Consider the following 17,681-nt stretch of genomic DNA (forward strand, 5'->3'; position numbering starts at 1 on the left):
TGCAACTTAGCGCTGCCGCACAGCAAACTGGAACCCCTGTGGTGAGGGAGCAAGCGCCCTCACCACAAAGTGCAGTCGTTTAAGCCGGCATTTAATCTTGGATAATCAATAAATTATCTTATAGGTGCCGGGGGGCTCCCGCCTTCTGGAAGCGTGCAAGCCCTAAAGGCCGAGTTCGGACAGCCCCGGGTGATCATCCGGGCGCCGGCCCAGGGGCCAGTGGAACTTGCGTTCACTTTCATTGATCGGCAAATCGTTGATGCAGGCAAAGCGGTTGGCCATCAGGCCATTCTCGTCAAACTCCCAGTTCTCGTTGCCGTAGGAACGAAACCAGTTACCGGAGTCGTCGTGCCACTCATAGGCATAGCGCACGGCAATACGGTTATCGGTGAACGCCCACAGCTCCTTGATCAGCCGATAGTCCAGCTCCTTGGCCCATTTACGGGTCAGGAAGCCCTTGGCTTCTTCGCGGTTGTAGGCGAATTCGGCGCGGTTACGCCACTTGGTATCCAAGGTGTAGGCCAGGGACACCCGTTGCGGGTCGCGGGAGTTCCAGCCGTCTTCGGCCAGGCGGACTTTTTCGATCGCCGATTCACGGGTGAAGGGCGGCAGCGGTGGACGGATTTGCGAGGTGGATGACATGTCATGGCTCCTGGGCTAAAGAAAGTTGCGCGGGTGATGCGTTCAAAGCCCCAATAACGTTCGCGCCATGCATTGCGCATTATCAGCAGCGGTTGAATCGCCCATCACCAGGGCAACGGTAATGGCGCCATCGATCAGGATCAGCAGTTGCGCGGCCTGCCGTTCGGGGTCGGGGGTGCCATGTGCTTGACACAGTTGGCGTGTGTATTCGAACAGTTTCTGTTTGTGCGCCTTGGCCAGCAGGCGCACGGGGTCTTGAGGGTTGCCGGTTTCACCGCTGGTGTTGATGAAGGCGCAACCGCGAAAGTCCGCCGAGCCGAACCAGGCCTTGAGTGCGCTGAACAGCGCAAGCAAGCGTTCGCCGCTATCGTCGACGCGCTCCACTTCGTCGCGCAGCCACTGCATCCAACGCTCATCACGGCGTTGCAGGGCGGCGACCACCAACTCGTCCTTGTTGGCGAAGTAACGGTAAATGCTTTTGCGCGAGACCCCGGCGGTTTTCACCAGGAAGTCCATGCCGGTGGCGGCGATGCCATGGCGATAGATCAACTTTTCGGTGACGTCGAGGATGATGTCGCGAGTTTCATTGTGGGTCATGTCGTTCATGCTGCATAAAGTAGAACGATCGTTCTTCTTGGTCAATAGGCTTTTTCCATGCCGGGCAGCGAGACCTGAGCAACCCCATGGTGTAAGCTCGGGGCCTCTTCGGATTCGACCCATTGCGAGCCTTATGCCGTCGTTCTTCAAACGCTCCCTGTTGCCCAAACTGCGCGGTTTTCCTCTGACTACCGATGCCATCGACGTGTTGTCCGGCGCCGATGCGTTTCGTCGCTGCCTGCTGGAACAAATCCACAAGGCCACGCGACGCATCTACATCGTCGCGCTGTACTTGCAGCAGGACGAAGCGGGGCAGGAGATCTACGACGCCTTGCACGCGGCCAAGGCCGCGCGACCGGAATTGGACATCGTCGTGGTGGTCGACTGGCTGCGCGCCCAGCGCGGGTTGATCGGCGCCGGCAAGCAGCCGGGCAACAGCGCCTGGTACCAGGCCATGACCCAGAGCCATTCCAGTGAAGTGCCAGTGTATGGCGTGCCTGTGCAAACCCGCGAACTGTTCGGCGTGTTGCACCTCAAGGGGTTTGTGATCGACGACACTGTGCTCTACAGCGGTGCCAGCCTGAACAACGTGTACCTGCACAAGTTCGACAAATACCGCTTCGACCGTTACCACCTGATCCACAGCCAAGCGCTGGCCGATTCGATGCAGCATCTGGTGGAGCACGGGTTGGTGGCCTCCAAGGCGGTGCATCGACTCGACTTGCCCAACCCGCCGACCACGCGCAGCCTGCGCAATGACATTGGTGACCTGCGCAGCCGCCTCAAGCATGCGGCCTACGACACCACGGCGGGCCAGTTGCCCACTGGCAACCTCTCGGTCAGCCCGTTGCTTGGTGTGGGCAAGAACAACCCACTGAGCCGGGTCATCTTGGAGCTGATCGCCAGCGCCCAGCATCAGTTGACCATCTGCACGCCGTATTTCAACCTGCCGCTGCCGGTGACCCGCGAGATCAACCGCGCCCTGGCGCGCGGGGTGAACATCGACATCATCGTCGGCGACAAGACCGCCAACGATTTCTACATCCCGCCCAGCGAACCGTTCAAGGTCATCGCAGCGCTGCCGTATCTATACGAAATCAGCCTGCGCCGCTTTGCCAAGCGTCATCAGCCGATGATCGACAGCGGCCAACTGAACCTGCACCTGTGGCGCGACGGCGATAACACTTACCACCTCAAGGGCATGTGGATCGACCAGCGCTACACGTTGCTGACCGGTAACAACCTCAACCCGCGGGCATTCCGCCTCGACCTCGAAAACGCCTTGCTGATCGATGATCCCAAGCATGAGTGGCTGGAGCCGAGGGGGGCCGAACTGGCGCAGATCTTCCAGCACACCACACGCATCGAACGCTATCAGGATTTGCAGAGCCTGGTGGACTACCCGCAAGCGGTCGGCAAATTCTTGCGCCGCGTCAGCCGGGTGCGGATCGAGCGGTTGTTGTATCGGATTCTCTGAATGTGGCCTCGCCACGACATTTCTCATGATTAACCGTGAACCGATGACGGGCCTGGGACCACTTCTCTGACGGAATAACCTCAAGAGAACGTGCCCATGTCCATTTCCTTGCAAAACCGCCAGCGATTTATCCCGGATAACCCGATCCCCGTCGGGCTCACTGTGCTTACCCCCGAGCACCCACGCGTGCCGGTTGAGCACTCACGGCCGGCATCGCGGGGGCGCCGCGCCGCAGAGGGGCAGGGTGATCAACGCCCCGCTGCCGATGTGAGGCTGGGGCAACGGTTGGGTGCGGCAATGGAGAGCGGTTACGCCATGGTCGAGGTGCCCGCCAACAGCAGCCTGGCGCCAGCGCTGGCGCTCTACCGCCAGCTTTGGAGCCAGCCGCCCCTGCAGGCCTGGCTGACCAGCAAGGGCCTGGAGACGGGCACCTTGAGACTGCATAAAGATTTCATCCAAGGCTACGTCGTTCGCGATGGCGTGCGCACGCCTGTGAGGTTCTCCACCAGCGATGCGTCGGGATGGTGGCAAGTTTCAGCGCCGTTGCGTGCTCTTCGCGAGGTTCTGGACCCACGGGACCGAGGTCTCACCCACCTGGCAGACGGTGAGCAGTGGGTGCCTCGGCACCTGGTTCTACAGGCGTTTGGCATTGAGCTTCCGATGGGCATCGAGCAGGCCAATCAATTGGAGCGGCAATTGCGCACCCAGGGCCTGTCGATGCCGCCTGCGCGGGCCCGATCAATGGCCGCCGATCTGGCCCAGGTGCAGCTGACCCTTGGCGAACTTGAAGAACGTCCCCGCTTGGCGGACCAGCTTGAGCGACTCATCACGGATTTGCCGGACACCACGCCCTGGGACGGGGTGCAGCCAGCAGACGGTTCCCCTACGCTGCGCCAGATCGTTGAGCAAAAGGGCCTGGGTACCCCACACACCGTGGGAGAAGTGCGTAACGTCATCCAATGGCTGCGCACCACCTTGCCTCCGGCGCCACCCTTGGGCAATTACGCCGGTTTCATGGATTGGACGTGGGCTCCGGGCCAGTTATCGGCGTCAGACAAAGCCACGCTGGCGGCATTGGCCAACGCACAGTTGGGCGGTGCGAGCGCCGAGGGCTTCGACTACCTGAAGGGCCATGGCCTAGAGGCGCTGCAAGCGGATCCGGCCGGGCATCTGCACCGCCTGCTCGACAGTCCCGAGGCATTGGATCTGGGCGAGCGCTGGGCCCGCAGTGTGAATTGGTACGGTACGTTCGATATCGGCACGACAGTGCCAAAGGCGGTATGCCAACAGATGGTCATTGCGGCAATCAAACTGCACGCCGATCCACAGGCACCGGGAAAACCGGGGCAGGTGGCCGGTTATGACCTCTACCAGCCCGCCAACATGGGGCGCACGTTTACCGCCATACGCCGCGACCTGGAAAACCATCTGATCCACCAAAAAGGCCTGGACTCAAAACTGGCGATACTGGCCGCGCATATCGGCCTGGCACAGGCTGCGCCGGAGTTCCTTGTACGCGATGTGCCTGATGCGATCCACATGGGAACCCCGGCATGGATGGAACTGCGCCTGGGATGCGGCATGGTCGACAACTTGGCCCCGGGTACTTCGCGGGCGATGGACGAAGAGCAGATCAGCGCCATCACTGTCCTGGGCCCCACCAGTGAGGCGCAGGCGACCCTGATGCGCTTGCTCGGCCTGCGTATCATCACCGATTGGGCCGTGCTCAACGGGGTGATTCCTCGCGCACCCGACGGCGAGTACTCCGCGCACATGATTCAGGCCGCGTCTGCGGCATTTCAGGGCCAGCGCGAAGATGTCAGCCGCGCATTCACGCAGTGCGCGTCCGGGTTGCCGACGCGCAGGTCGGTCGCCATTGCCGAGTTGCTCAAGGTTTTCCCAGGCGTCGCCGCGAGCCGCCTGGAAGGCATGACGGTACAGCTCGCCGATGCCGGGGCGCGTCGTAACATGCGGGTCTCCGAACCCCGTACGCGTTCGCTGGTGGAGACCTATATGACCGGTGATCTGACCCCCGGCAAGTGGGTGCTCACCAGTGACCTGCCACAAGCACCAGCGCGCGCGGCGAGTTCGCCCTACCAGCCACGCAGTGAGGTGATAGCGCCCGTCGAGAAACGCAACGAACTGGATGCCCGCATTCGCCGTCTACCGGCGTTGGACGGCCTGCTGAAAAAGGCTGTCGATGAGCATCGCAGCGCCCTCAAGAGCGCTTATGCGACCCAGCTCAAACTCAGAATCGCCGAGTTGCCATTGGCGGATCGCAAGCTGCTGGAACTGGGCAATGTCGAGCTCTTTACCCTGCGCGGCGAAACCGGGGAGATTCAGGCCAAGGAGACTGATGCGCATCGTGACGCGGCCAAGTACCGGCAAGGCACCCTGATACGTGCGGAGCACGGCACCACCGTGAGTTATTACGAGGTGTTCGCCAAAGGGCCAATCGTCAAGCGCACAGACCTGCCGTCGCAGTTGGTGTTGGGGGGCGTGGTGGAGAGAAAGCGCGTCCCCGCGCCGTGGGGCGTTACCTCCGTGCCGATTGTCCGCGGCACTGCCCTGGCCATCGACGTCGACGCCTACGCCAAGGGATCGGATCCTCGGTCAACGCGGGAGCCTTCCAAGGTCATTGTTGAAAAGCTTGGCGCAACGCTGCCCGGCGTTCCCCGCCCGGAGGGTTTCGCACCCGATGATTTCGTCCCTGACAGCTACTCATCGTCGAAGACAGCCGACATCGTGACGCGAATCACCCAAGGCAATTTTTATGAATCGCAAGAGACTATGCTCGCCAGGGCGAAGGGGGTGTTGCCCCTTGAACAACACCGCGAGGCCGTTGCGCGCGATCATGGGATCCTGCTCGGGTTGGTGCCTTTCGTGGGGGCTTATCAAGAGTTTGCGGCAGGCAATATTGGCAGCGGCTTGTTCAGCCTGGCATTGGATGTGGGCGGGGTGGCACTGTCGGCCGCTGGCCGGGCACGCTCGTTGATACGTGCGGGAAGGGCACTGGCGCAGGCCCCCGTGGCCGGGGTTATCCGGCGGCTGGCGCCGACGCTCAGTCCCCTTGTACCGAAAACGGCCTGGGTAAAACCGGTAGCGTCCTTCAGCGACAAGGCCTTCGATTTCGTCAGGGAAGGGGTGTTGTTCACCAGCGCCGCACTCAACCCGTTCGATGGCTACCCGCAAATGGTCAGCGCGGCCACGAAGGGGCTGGTCAAGTTACCTGCGTTGGTTGCAGGCGGCGCGACCCGGCTGGGTAAGTCTGTGCCGCATTTGATAACGGCCGAGGAGAAGATGAGGTGCTATCTGATGGCGGCGGCCGGTCAAGCAGCACCCTCGCGGCCTCCAGCGGCGGGCGTTGCGGGAACGAGCCAGGGCATTGACGTGCACGCCACGGGCAACAACGGACGTTGGTATGCGATTGATCCGCGCAGCGGCCGGCCGTTCGGCACGCCATTGAGCGGGTTCCAGCAGGCACGCTGAGCCGACGACCTCCCGCGCCGGGCGCGGGAGGGTGAGCGGCCATTGGCGCGTTGTGTCAGTTCAAACCCAGTTTGCCGCGTAAGGTGGACAGGTCTTCCGCCAGGGTGTTGACCGGACCCACCAGGGCCTTGCGGTCGTTTTCCTTGACCTTGTCATAGGTCTCGAAACCGCCATCCTTGGTTTTGTACTTGGCGAGGATCTTGTCTACGGTGGCGAAGTTTTTGTCGACCTTGGCCAGGAAGGCTTTGTCCTGCTTCTCGATCTGGCCACGGAACAGGTCGACGATTTTCTTCGCGCCGTCGATGTTGCCCTTGAAGTCATACAGGTCGGTGTGGCTGTAGCGGTCTTCTTCACCGGAGATCTTGGTGGCTGCGACTTCTTCGAGCAGCGCCGCGGCACCGCCGACGACTTTCTCAGGCGGGAAGGTCAGGCCGTCGACACGGGTCTTGAGGTCGTTGACATCGGCGTTGAGCTTGGTGGTCAGCGCTTCCAGGCCTTTGGTCGAGTTCTGCGAGAACAGCGCGTATTCGATACGGTGGAAGCCGGTGAAGTCTTCGGCGGTCACGCCTTTTTCATGGTCATCCACGCGCGAATCGATCGACGCATCCAGGTCGCTGAACAGTTCGGCGATCGGCTCGATCGACTCGTAGTGCACGCGGGTTGGTGCGTAGAGCTTCTTGGCCGTGGCCAGGTCGCCTTTGTTGATCGCATCGGTGAACGCCTGGGTCTGGGTCACCAGCTCACCGATTTCCTCAGTGACGTAGATCTTGTAGTCCGACACCGGGCCTACCAGGTCCAGCGGCGCGGTAGCGGCGAACGCTGCCAGCGGCGAAAGGGTGATTAACAACGACAATGCGATAGACGACTTCTTCATGGGACGATTTCCGCTCTGGTGTGTGTTTTAGGTGTTGGCAGGGGTGTGCGGGTGCGTTGCCGCGAGGAGCGTGCGCCCGATGAAATCCTTAGGGCCCGTGACCCCCGGCAAGGTGAAGAAATACCCACCGCCGACCGGCTTGAGGTATTCCTCCAGAGGCTCGCCGTTGAGCCGGGTTTGCACGCTGATGAAGCCTTTCTCCAGGTCAGCCTGGTAGCAGATGAACAACAGCCCCATGTCCAGCTGACCGTTTTTATTGACGCCGTTGGAGTAGTTGAACGGCCGGCGCAGGATCAGGTTGGCCTGGGTCTGCGGGGTGCGCGGGTTGGCCAGGCGGATGTGGGCATCGAGCTTGGTCAACTTGCCTTCCGGGTCCTTGCTGTAGTCGGGAACCTGGGTTTCCTGCTGGCCACCCATGGGCGCGCCCGTGGTCTTGACACGGCCGATGATGCTTTCCTGCTCTTGCAGGGGGGTACGGTCCCAACGTTCAACAAAGTTGCGGATAATCCGCACGGCCTGGTAGCTGCCATGGGCGGCCCAGGCGGGCTCATCGCTGCCGGGCTGGACCCAGACGATCTGGTCCATCGCCTGGTTGTCGTTGGAGTTCGGGTTGGCCGAACCGTCACGAAAACCGAGGAAGTTGCGCGCGCTCTGCGCCGGCTCGCCAGGGCGGGCAGGGGCCTGGGGCGGGACGCTGCCTTCTTGTTTCCAGCGCACCAGCAGCAGGTCGGGCAGGTTTTTCACGATGTCGCGCAGGGCGTGGATATTGGTGTCCGGGGTGTTGGAGCAAAACTGCAGGCTCAGGTCGCCGTGGCACTGCGCCGGCTCCAGGGCATCGTTGGGAAAGCCGACCATGCGGCTCAGGCGCTTAGGCTTGACGCTGCCAAGGCCGAAGCGTTCGTCGAACAGGGATTCACCCACGGACACGGTGATGGTCAGGTTGTCCGGCGTCACCACCGGGCCGAGAATCCCGGAATCGGTGGGCGGCAGCTTCGGGTCGACTTGCGGCACGGTACCGCCGCTCATCAGGAAGCGGATGCGCTCGTTGAGGGTACGGAACAAGCGCTCCAGGTCCTGGCGGTCGTTGGCCAGTACGTCGAACGCCACCAGCATGCCGCAGGCCGGACGCGGCGTGACGATGCCGCTCTGGTGTTGGCCGATAAAGTCGTGGTGGTCCTGGGTCTTGTCACTGCTGGGGGCGGTGGTGACTTGGGCTTGCGCGGCGGCCGCCATGGCCGGGCAGCTCAAGGTGCTGCCGGCAATCGCGGCGCCGGTGGCGGCCATGCCCAGCAGGACACGGCGGCGCTGAAGGTCAAACAATTGTGAGTCACTCATGTGTGCGGTCGTCTTCACTGCAGGCCGGAAAGGCCAAGGGCGGGGTCGATTCCATCGAGTACATTGGCCAGAGCCTTGGCCTTGTCGGCGATCTGCTTGCGCTGATCGGCGGTAACACTGTCATAGCGGCGGTACTGGCCGTCGACCTTCAAGCCACTGAGCTGGGCATCGAACGCATCGAGCGCGCTGTCGATCTTGGGCAGCAAGTCAGCGGCGGATTTGCTCAGCAACGGGCGCATCAGGTCCACCACCTTGTGGGCGGCATCCAGGTTGGCGGCAAAACCGTTGAGGTCGATATGGCTGTAGCGTTCTTCTTCACCGCTGACGGCGCGTACATCGGCCAGGCTGTTGAGGTTGCGCACCACGATGCTCACCAACTGCTCCGGTGGCAGCGACTGCGCCAGCAGTTGTTGCTTGAGGGTGGTCACGTCGGCAACCAGCCGCTGGGCAATCGGCGCCAGGCCATCGAGGCTGCGCTGTTGGAACAGGCTGTATTCGAGGCGGTGGAAGCCGCTGAAGGCCGGGTCTTGTTCGCGTTTTTCAAAGTAATCCGCGCGGGCGTTGATGGCATTGTCCAGCTCCGCCAGGCGTTGCGACGCCGGGGCCAATCGCTGGTAAGCCTCACGGGCCGGCACGTACAACGCCTGGGCCTGGGCCAGGTCACCGGCGTCGATCGCTTGCTGCAAGGCGCTCACGGCCTTGACCAGTGCACTGCCCTGGCTGCTCAGGTACACGCGGAACTCCGACAGCGGGCCGATAAACGCCACCATCGACGGTTTGGCCTTGGCCTGGGCGTCGGACTCCGCCGTCGCGGTCACATGCAGGGTGCCGCGCGGGTTGCTCAGCAGGCCGCAGGTGATCGCATAGTCGCCGGGCAGCAGGTTGGCATTGATCACCTGGCTCAGGCCGGGGGCGATATTTTCACGTTCTTCGACCACCAGCACGCCATCGAGGATTTCCCACTCCACCGCGCGATCCGAGCGGTTGATGATGCGAAAGCTTGCGCGGCCAGCCGGTACGGTCAGCGCGTTCGGCTCGCAGGCGTGGCCATGAATGGTCACGGCAATTTCATTGTGGTTGGTCTGGCGCTTGGCGGCGGCCATTTGCGAGGCGTAATAGAACAGGCCTGCGGCGGCGATCATCACGACCACCGAGCCGGCTACCGCCCAGCGCAAGGCGCGGTGCGGGGAGGCGGGTTGAGGCGTTGGGTTGGACAAGGGACGGTCCTTACTGGCTGGAAACGGAAGAAGAGGTGACGGCCGGCTTGGCCGGTGCTGCGGGCAGGAAGAACATCACCAGGGCCACGACCAGGTAAATCAGGTAGGCGCCCAGGGTGCTGACGGTTGGCGCTTCTTGATACCCGAACATCCCGGCCAGTACCGAGCCCAACGGGCTGTCCATCGGCAGCACGGCGCTGAAATCGAACAGCACGGTTTGCAGGTGGTTCCACAGGCCGGCTTCATGCAAGGCCTGCACTGAGTTGGCGAGAATGCCCGCGGCCACCACCAGGATGAACAGACCGGTCCAGCGGAAGAACGCCCCGAGGTTCAGGCGCATGCTGCCGGTGTAGATCAGGAAACCGACGATGACCGCCAGGACCAGGCCGAGCAGGGCGCCCAACGGTGCACCGGGGCCTTCACTTTGCTGGAACACCGCCAGCAGGAAAAATACGGTTTCCAGGCCTTCGCGCGCCACGGCGAAAAACACCATGAGGATCAACGCGATGACCTGATGTCTGGAGCCGGCCAGTGCATGATCGAGGGAGGCGTGCAGGGAATGCTTGATGGAGCGCGCCACCTTGCGCATCCAGAACACCATGGAACTGAGGATGCCCACAGCCACCAGGCCAACCACGCCTTCAAACAACTCCTGTTGCTTTTGTGGGAACTCGGCGCTGACCAATTCCAGACCGCCGCCCACCAGCAAGGCCAGCGCGGCAGCGAGAAACACACCGATCCATACCGCTGGCATCCACTGGCCGCGGCCGGTCTGCTGCAGGTAACTGGCGATGATACCAACGATCAGGGCTGCTTCAATTCCTTCGCGCAACATGATGAGAAAGGGGACAAGCATTCGGCACCGCAGGGTAACTAGATAGGAAGCTAATTTGTAACATAATGATACTCATTGCTAAACAAGAAATATTGACCTTTACTGAACGCCGGCTGAACGGTGGTGGGGAAGCGCAACCGCCCTTATGATGCACACCACCTTTTGAGCCGTTGGATTGCCCCGCCCCCATGTCGGAAAAAGACACCATTTCCATCCATCTTGTGCGCGAAGCGCTGGCGCAGAGCTGTGCGCCGGGGGCCGCCACCGTTGAAGCGTTGAACAAGGTGGGCATCGACCCCGAGCTGTTGCTGCAGCCCGGCGCACGTGTGTCGGCCACCGCCTACGCGCGGTTGTGGCGCCTGCTGGCGCGGCGCCTGGACGATGAGTTCTTTGGCATGGACCCGCGCAAGCTCAAATCCGGCAGCCTGGCGTTTCTGTGCCGGGCCGCCCTGGCCCAACCCACCGTGGTCGATGGGTTGGAAACCGGGCTGGGGTTCCTGTCATTGATGCTCGACCATCTGCCCGCGCAACTGGTGCGCCAGCAAAGCCTGGCGGAAATCGTGCTGTTGGAAACCGAGGCAGAGCCACGCCGGGCGTTTACCTATTTCACGTACTGGATGATCGTCCACGGTGTTGCCTGCTGGTTGGCGGGGCGGCGTATACCGATCCTCGCCATCGAGCTGCGCTGCCCCCAGCCGGATTTCTGCGATGACTACCAGGTGATGTTCTCTGACAACCTGCGCTTTGATCGACCTCGCACCCGCATGATCTTCTCCGCCGACTGCCTCGACCTGCCCATCAAGCGCAGCCCCGAGGAGCTCAAGCGCTTCCTCGCCCATGCGCCGGCGAACATCCTGGTCAAGTACCGTGACCCCGACAGCCTGGCCACCCGCATCAAGCACGACCTGCGCCAGATGCCACCCGACATCTGGCCGGAAACCGACGGCCTGGCCGCCATCCTGTGCATTTCCGCCTCAACCTTGCGCCGCCGCCTGGCGGAAGAAGGGCAGACCTATCAGGGCCTCAAGGACAGCGTGCGCAAAGAGCTGGCGATCGTCTGGCTGGCGGAACCCCACATCAGCTTTGCCGAGATCGCGGCGCGACTGGGGTTTGCCGACACCAGTTCGTTTTATAAGGCGTTTCGTAAATGGGCGGGGTCGAATCCGGGGCATTATCGGAGTTTGATTTTGAATGAGACAAATAGGCTGTAACCGCAGGGGTGTGCGGGATTAGGAAATAACTGACTTAGTTCTTCTTGCGGACGACAGAAGGGTCTTTCGAGATTTTAGGAAGTGGCCGGCTTACTGCCAGTGCTTAATCATGCATAGTCCTTGGCACGATAGTTATTACTTTTCTTTAATGGTTCGAATCATGTTCGGCGTGCCTTGGCTACAGCGATTGCGCGCCGCTAAGTCGAGGGCCGCCTATGGGGAGTTAAAAGGCATAGCGGGTATCAGTCTTGAGTAGTGGCAATAAATATTATTGGCTTGATACTGAAGGTGAAAATCATGAAAGGTCTTTTTGCATTGCCATGTCTGGCTTTGATGTTGCTGTCGGCCCAAGTGTCTGCTTTGTGCTTGACTATTACTGACAGCTATAGCGGAATAATTCAACCCGAATCAGAGGCTGTCGCGCTTGGTCCATTCACCATTACTGGGGCCAACGGTTGCTCTAACGCAAATATTGACGCAATGGTGTCAGCCGCAGGCGGGGGCAGAGCGCCACAGATTTACATTCAACAACAGGTGGGCGGTTCCTGGAAAACAGTGGCCGGTAACCCCTTGTCAGCCTATGCCTCATGGCTCGGTCCGCTGGGTACTTATCGGGTAATGCTAGAGAACCGCGAAACGGTCTCCAAGTCCTATTGGGGAGCGGTCAGGTTCGGTCGGTAATGTCCTGAAGCAGCAGGGCGCCGAGGATGTCGTTGGCGCCCTGCATGGGGCTCATTTCAAGCATGCTCTTCTATCGAAAGTTCGTTTTTGGATGAATTGACGAAAAATGTCAGTGCATTGATTGCGTGATTGGCAGCGACCATGCCCTGGATATATTCGGGGATACCTTGGGAGCGCTTGACGTTTGGATGACTTTCAACAAACGACAGGTAGTCTTCTAGCTTTTCATTGAATAACGCGATTGCATTGTATTTTACGTCGGTTTCGGCTTGCTGGCCGTTGGCATCAAAAGCACCCAGGCCAGAGATGAACATATGAAAAGCTTCGCCATCAATGACGCCACTGTTATAGAGTCGGCTGCCGACTTTTTTTAGTTCGTTGGTGGTGATCGACGTCATGTCATAGTCTTTCAAGAATACTTTCAACTCATCAATCGATTGCTGCTTGCCAAGTTTCAGCGTTTCCGCGGCTTTTGATTCTTCCGTTATTGTGAATTTGTTCGTCACCTGTTCCGGATGTTGTATTTGAAACGGGTTCGACGCTTTCGTGTGCCTCATTTGTTCCGCAGTCAACAAAACGGCCATCGTGAAATCCTCCATTAGTTGAAAACTACACTTAATTTATCGGCCATCCTAAATGTCACTTTAAAAAAAAGCCCCGCGACCGAATGGACCGCGGGGCAAAAAATTGGCTGGATGCGACCAACCAAAGGAGCTCTTTACGTTACTGGGCAGTCGCCACGACGGTGTCTGGTTTCCAGCCACCCCCTAGCGCCTTGTAGATCGCCACAATCCCGCGATACAGGTCGACTTCGGCCTGGGCCTGGGAGTCTTCGGCGGCCAGGCGTTCGCGTTGGGCGTCGAGCAGGACCAGGAAGTCCACGGTGCCTTCGCGGTAGCGGATCGCGGCGAGGTCGGCGGCGGCGCGGCTGGATTCGCTTTGACGGATCAGCGAGACCAGGCGTTGCTGGCGCTTGCCGTAATCACTGAAAGCATTCTCGGACTCTTCCAAGGCCAGTAACACTTGCTGTTCGTAGGTCGCCAGGGCGCCATCGGCTTCGGCGTCTGCGCCGCGCAGGCGGGCACGCACGCTGCCCAGGTCAAAGGCGGCCCAGGTAATGCTTGGGCCGAGGGCCCAGGCATTCGCGGCCGATGAGCCGATCTGCGAACCCCGCCCGGCGGTAAAGCCGAGGAAGCCGCTGAGGCTGACCCGTGGGAACAGGTCGGCCTTGGCCACGCCGATGCGCGCGGTGGCGGCGGCGAGTTTGCGTTCGGCACTGAGGATGTCCGGGCGTCGTTGCAGCAGTTGCCCTGGATCGCCGATCGGCAGCGCCTTGGCAATCGCCGGCAAGTCTTTCGGGCTCAGGTCCACGGTCAGCTTGTCGGGGCGCTGGCCGAGGAGGGTGGCGATGCGGTTACGCTCGCGCACTTGCTCGGCTTGCAGTTGCGGCACGCTGGCTTCCACCGCCGCCAGGCGTGCGTCGGCACGCTCCACGTCGAGTTGATCGCCCACACCGGCGTCGCGCAGGCTGACGGTGATGGTGCGTGACTCCTGTTGGTTCTTCAGGTTGTCCAAGGCGATGCGTTCACGCAACTGCGCGCCACGCAGTTGACCGTAGGCGTCCACCAGTTCGGCAATCATCGTGACTTGCAGTTGGTAGAGGTCGGCTTCGGCGGCCTGCTGGTCGGCGTCGGTGGCTTCCAGGTTACGCTGGATGCGCCCGAACAGGTCCAGTTCCCAGGCCATGTCCAGGCCCAGGTCATACCGCTCGCTGTTCACCCGCCGGGTGGTCTGGCCAGGGATTTGCCCCTTGGCCAGGTCACTGCTGGCGCGGCTGGTAATCGTCGGCATGGCGTCGTTGCTGGCGTCGTCGCGGATCGCCCGTGCAGCGCGCAGGCGGGCAAAGGCGACGCGCAGGTCACGGTTGCCTTGCAGCGATTGCGTGACCAACTGGTTGAGGGTCGGATCGTCGAACTGCTGCCACCAGATGCCTTCGAACTTGGCGTGGTCATACTGTTTGGCATCCGCGGCGGCGGTGATATTCGCCGCCTCCGGGGTCTGGGTTTTGTAGTCCGGGCCCACGGCACAGGCGCTCAGCGCCAGGACCAGCAAGCTCGGCAGAAAGACTTTCACACTCATTGCTGTGTCTCCAGCTTCAAGGCCTTGGCCGCTTTGCGCGCTTCGCTGCGCTCCACATAGCGACGGATCAGTACGTAGAACACTGGCGTCAGCAACAGACCGAAGAAGGTCACACCGATCATCCCGGAGAACACCGCCACACCCATGGCATGCCGCATCTCGGCACCGGCACCGGTGGACAGCACCAAGGGCACCACGCCCATGATGAAGGCGAACGAGGTCATCAGGATCGGCCGCAGACGCAGACGGCAGGCTTCCAGCACCGCAGCGAGCGGGTCGAGGCCTTCCTGCTGTTTGTCCTTGGCAAACTCGACGATCAGAATCGCGTTCTTACAGGCCAGGCCCACCAGTACAATCAGGCCGATCTGGGTGAAGATGTTGTTGTCGCCGCCCGAGATGATCACCCCGGTGATGGCCGACAGCAGCGTCATCGGTACGATCAGGATCACCGCCAGTGGCAGGCTCCAGCTTTCGTATTGGGCGGCCAGTACCAGGAACGCCAGCAGTACGCAGAGCGGGAATACGAACAGCGCGGTGTTGCCCGAGAGGATCTGCTGATAGGTCAGGTCGGTCCACTCGTACGTCATGCCGTTGGGCAGTTCATCCTTCAACAGTTTTTCAATCGCCGCCTGGGCCTGGCCGGAGCTGTAGCCCGGTGCCGCGTTGCCGTTGATTTCAGCGGTGATAAAGCCGTTGTAGTGCATCACACGGTCTGGCCCTGAGGTGTCGCTGACCTTGATGAAGGTGGCCAGTGGGATCATCTCGCCTTTGTTGTTACGCACTTTCAGCTGGCCGATCTGGTCGGAGTCCTGGCGGAACTGTTGTTCAGCCTGCACGTTGACCTGATAGGTACGCCCGAAGCGGTTGAAGTCGTTGGCATACAACGAACCCAGGTACACCTGCAGGGTGTCGAAGATGTCGCTGATTGCCACGCCGTGGGTCTTGGCCTTTTCACGGTCGATGGCCGCGTCGACCTGTGGCACGTTGACCGTGTAGCTGGTGAACAGGCCGAACAACTCCGGCACGCCACGGCTCTTGGTGATGACGTTCTGCACTTCTTTGTACAGCTCGTCATAGCCGAGGTTGCCACGGTCTTCGATCTGCAGGCGGAACCCGCCGATGGTGCCCAGCCCCTGTACCGGCGGCGGTGGGAAGATCGCCATGTAGGCTTCTTCGATGCCGCTGTACTTGCCGTTCAATGCACCGGCAATTGCCCCGGCGGACATGCTCGGGTCTTTGCGCTCATCGAACGGTTTCAAGGTCACGAACACGATGCCGCTGTTCGGGCTGTTGGTGAATCCGTTGATCGACAGGCCGGGGAAGGCAATCGCGGCTTCCACACCGGGTTGCTTCAACGCGATGTCCGACATGCGCTTCATCACGTTTTCGGTGCGGTCCAGGCTCGCAGCGTCGGGCAGTTGGGCGAAGGCCACCAGGTATTGCTTGTCCTGGGCCGGTACGAAACCGGTCGGGGTGTGGGCAAACCCGAAGAAGGTCAGCACCATCAGGCCGGCGTACACGAACAGGGCAATGCCCGTGCCGCGAATCACCCGGCGTACGGTACCCACGTAGCCATGGCTGGCTTTCTCGAAAAAGCGGTTGAAGGGACGGAACAGCCAGCCGCCAAAGAGCTTGTCGAGGAACTTCGAGAAGCGATCCTTCGGCGCATCGTGACCGCGCAGCAACACGGCGGCCAGGGCAGGGGACAGGGTCAGCGAGTTGAACGCCGAGATCACCGTCGAGATCGCAATGGTCAAGGCGAACTGTTTGTAGAACTGGCCGGTCAAGCCACTGATAAAGGCGGCTGGAATGAACACCGCACACAGCACCAGCGCCGTGGCGATGATCGGGCCGGTCACTTCACTCATGGCTTTTTCAGTCGCCGGGAACGGCGCCAGGCCCAGCTCGATATTACGTTCGACGTTCTCCACCACCACGATGGCGTCGTCCACCACGATGCCGATGGCCAGTACCAGGCCGAACAATGACAGCGCGTTGAGCGAGAACCCGAACAGGTGCATCACCGCAAACGTACCGATCAACGATACCGGTACTGCCACCAACGGAATGATCGAGGCGCGCCAGGTCTGCAGAAACAGGATCACCACCAGCACCACGAGGATCAGTGCTTCGAACAGGGTATGCACGACCGCTTCGATGGAACCGCGCACAAAGATCGTCGGGTCATAGGCGATGCGGTAATCCATGCCCGCCGGAAAGCTCTTTTTCAACTCGGCCATCTTGGCGCGCACATCGTTGGAGATGTCGATGGCGTTCGAGCCGGGGCGCTGGAAAATCGGAATCGCGACGGCTGGCTGGTTATCGATCAGCGAGCGCAGCGCGTATTGGCTGGACCCCAGCTCGACGCGGGCGATGTCCTTGAGGCGCGTGATTTCACCGTTGGCGCCGGCGCGGATCACAATGTTCTCGAACTCTTCCTCGGTGACCAGGCGACCCTGGGTATTCACCGACAACTGGAAGCTGGTATCCGTTGGAGCAGGCTGGGCGCCCAGGGCACCGGCTGCTACCTGGCGGTTCTGCTCGCGGATCGCGGTGACCACATCGGTCGCGGTCAGGTTGCGCGAGGCGGTCTTGTTCGGATCCAGCCACACACGCAGGGAGTAGTCGCCCATGCCGAACAACTGCACGTCGCCCACGCCACCCAAGCGGGCCAACTCATCCTTGATATTGAGGATCGCGTAGTTGGACAGGTACAGCATGTCGTAACGCTGATCTGGCGAGGTCAAGTGCACCACCATGGTCAGGTCGGGGGAGGCCTTGTCCACGGTAATACCGATGCGCGTCACTTCCTCAGGCAATTTTGGCTGAGTCCGCGTCACACGGTTTTGCACCTGCACCTGCGCGTTGTCCAGGTCGGTGCCCAGGGCGAAGGTGATGGTCAGGGTCAGCTTGCCGTCGGCGGTCGACTGCGAGGACATGTACAGCATGTTCTCGACGCCGGTGATGGCTTGCTCCAACGGCGCGGCCACGGTTTCACCGATGACCTTGGGGTTGGCGCCCGGGAAGTTGGCGCGTACCACCACGGTGGGCGGCACCACTTCCGGGTATTCGCTGATCGGCAGTTGGAACAGCGAGATCGCACCGGCGATCAGGATCAGCAGCGACAGCACCGCTGCGAAGATCGGCCGCGAAATGAAGAACTTGGAAAAATTCATCTTGAGTC

Annotated in this window: 12 protein-coding genes; 3 read left to right on the forward strand and 9 right to left on the reverse strand. The window is 61.1% G+C overall.

From position 1 onward, the window contains the following. Window positions 1-162 precede the first annotated feature (162 nt). Window positions 163-642: a DUF1348 family protein gene (locus AB7933_RS16355; RefSeq protein WP_024075306.1), complete on the reverse strand. Its 480-nt coding sequence runs from the start codon at window positions 640-642 to the stop codon at window positions 163-165. A 42-nt stretch (window positions 643-684) separates the two neighbouring features. Beyond that, on the reverse strand, window positions 685-1,248 hold the full coding sequence (locus AB7933_RS16360) for a TetR/AcrR family transcriptional regulator (protein WP_024075307.1): 564 nt from the start codon (window positions 1,246-1,248) through the stop codon (window positions 685-687). A gap of 124 nt (window positions 1,249-1,372) precedes the next feature. Here AB7933_RS16360 and pssA point away from each other — a divergent pair, with 124 nt between their 5' ends. Continuing rightward, complete coding sequence (gene pssA / locus AB7933_RS16365) at window positions 1,373-2,716, forward strand: CDP-diacylglycerol--serine O-phosphatidyltransferase (RefSeq protein WP_024075308.1); 1,344 nt, start codon at window positions 1,373-1,375, stop codon at window positions 2,714-2,716. Window positions 2,717-2,812: 96 nt separating this feature from the next. Then, window positions 2,813-6,205 (forward strand): hypothetical protein, encoded by a 3,393-nt coding sequence (locus AB7933_RS16370; RefSeq protein ID WP_024075309.1) that lies wholly within the window; start codon window positions 2,813-2,815, stop codon window positions 6,203-6,205. Window positions 6,206-6,260: 55 nt separating this feature from the next. Here the strand turns inward: AB7933_RS16370 and efeO (AB7933_RS16375) are convergent, their stop codons facing one another. The 4 genes from efeO (AB7933_RS16375) to efeU are packed head-to-tail and all read right to left on the reverse strand — an operon-like array spanning window position 6,261 to window position 10,487. After that, complete coding sequence (gene efeO, locus AB7933_RS16375) at window positions 6,261-7,079, reverse strand: iron uptake system protein EfeO (protein WP_024075310.1); 819 nt, start codon at window positions 7,077-7,079, stop codon at window positions 6,261-6,263. A 27-nt stretch (window positions 7,080-7,106) separates the two neighbouring features. Further along, a complete protein-coding gene (gene efeB / locus AB7933_RS16380; protein WP_041161199.1) occupies window positions 7,107-8,414 on the reverse strand; it encodes an iron uptake transporter deferrochelatase/peroxidase subunit in 1,308 nt (435 codons plus the stop codon). A 14-nt stretch (window positions 8,415-8,428) separates the two neighbouring features. Further along, window positions 8,429-9,631 carry an iron uptake system protein EfeO gene (efeO, locus tag AB7933_RS16385; protein WP_024075312.1) on the reverse strand — a complete coding sequence of 401 codons (1,203 nt, stop codon included), beginning with the start codon at window positions 9,629-9,631 and terminating at the stop codon, window positions 8,429-8,431. Window positions 9,632-9,641: 10 nt separating this feature from the next. Then, window positions 9,642-10,487, reverse strand: a complete 846-nt coding sequence (efeU, locus tag AB7933_RS16390; RefSeq protein WP_024075313.1) for an iron uptake transporter permease EfeU — start codon at window positions 10,485-10,487, stop codon at window positions 9,642-9,644. 167 nt (window positions 10,488-10,654) lie between these two features. Between efeU and AB7933_RS16395 the strand changes: the two genes are divergently transcribed. Beyond that, the gene (locus tag AB7933_RS16395; RefSeq protein WP_024075314.1) at window positions 10,655-11,677 is read left to right on the forward strand and encodes an AraC family transcriptional regulator; all 1,023 of its coding nucleotides are present in this window, start codon (window positions 10,655-10,657) and stop codon (window positions 11,675-11,677) included. 737 nt (window positions 11,678-12,414) lie between these two features. On the opposite strand, the gene AB7933_RS16400 is transcribed toward AB7933_RS16395, so the two are convergent. The 3 genes from AB7933_RS16400 to AB7933_RS16410 form a co-directional block, all read right to left on the reverse strand. Beyond that, window positions 12,415-12,942, reverse strand: coding sequence for a hypothetical protein (locus tag AB7933_RS16400; RefSeq protein WP_041160930.1), 528 nt, complete (start codon window positions 12,940-12,942; stop codon window positions 12,415-12,417). Between the two features lie 139 nt (window positions 12,943-13,081). After that, window positions 13,082-14,497: an efflux transporter outer membrane subunit gene (locus AB7933_RS16405; protein ID WP_024075316.1), complete on the reverse strand. Its 1,416-nt coding sequence runs from the start codon at window positions 14,495-14,497 to the stop codon at window positions 13,082-13,084. Then, window positions 14,494-17,673, reverse strand: coding sequence for an efflux RND transporter permease subunit (locus AB7933_RS16410; protein WP_024075317.1), 3,180 nt, complete (start codon window positions 17,671-17,673; stop codon window positions 14,494-14,496). The genes AB7933_RS16405 and AB7933_RS16410 overlap by 4 nt, the downstream gene beginning before the upstream one ends. Window positions 17,674-17,681 lie beyond the last annotated feature (8 nt).

The organism is Pseudomonas gorinensis (assembly GCF_042015035.1).
GTDB classification, from domain to species: domain Bacteria; phylum Pseudomonadota; class Gammaproteobacteria; order Pseudomonadales; family Pseudomonadaceae; genus Aquipseudomonas; species Aquipseudomonas gorinensis.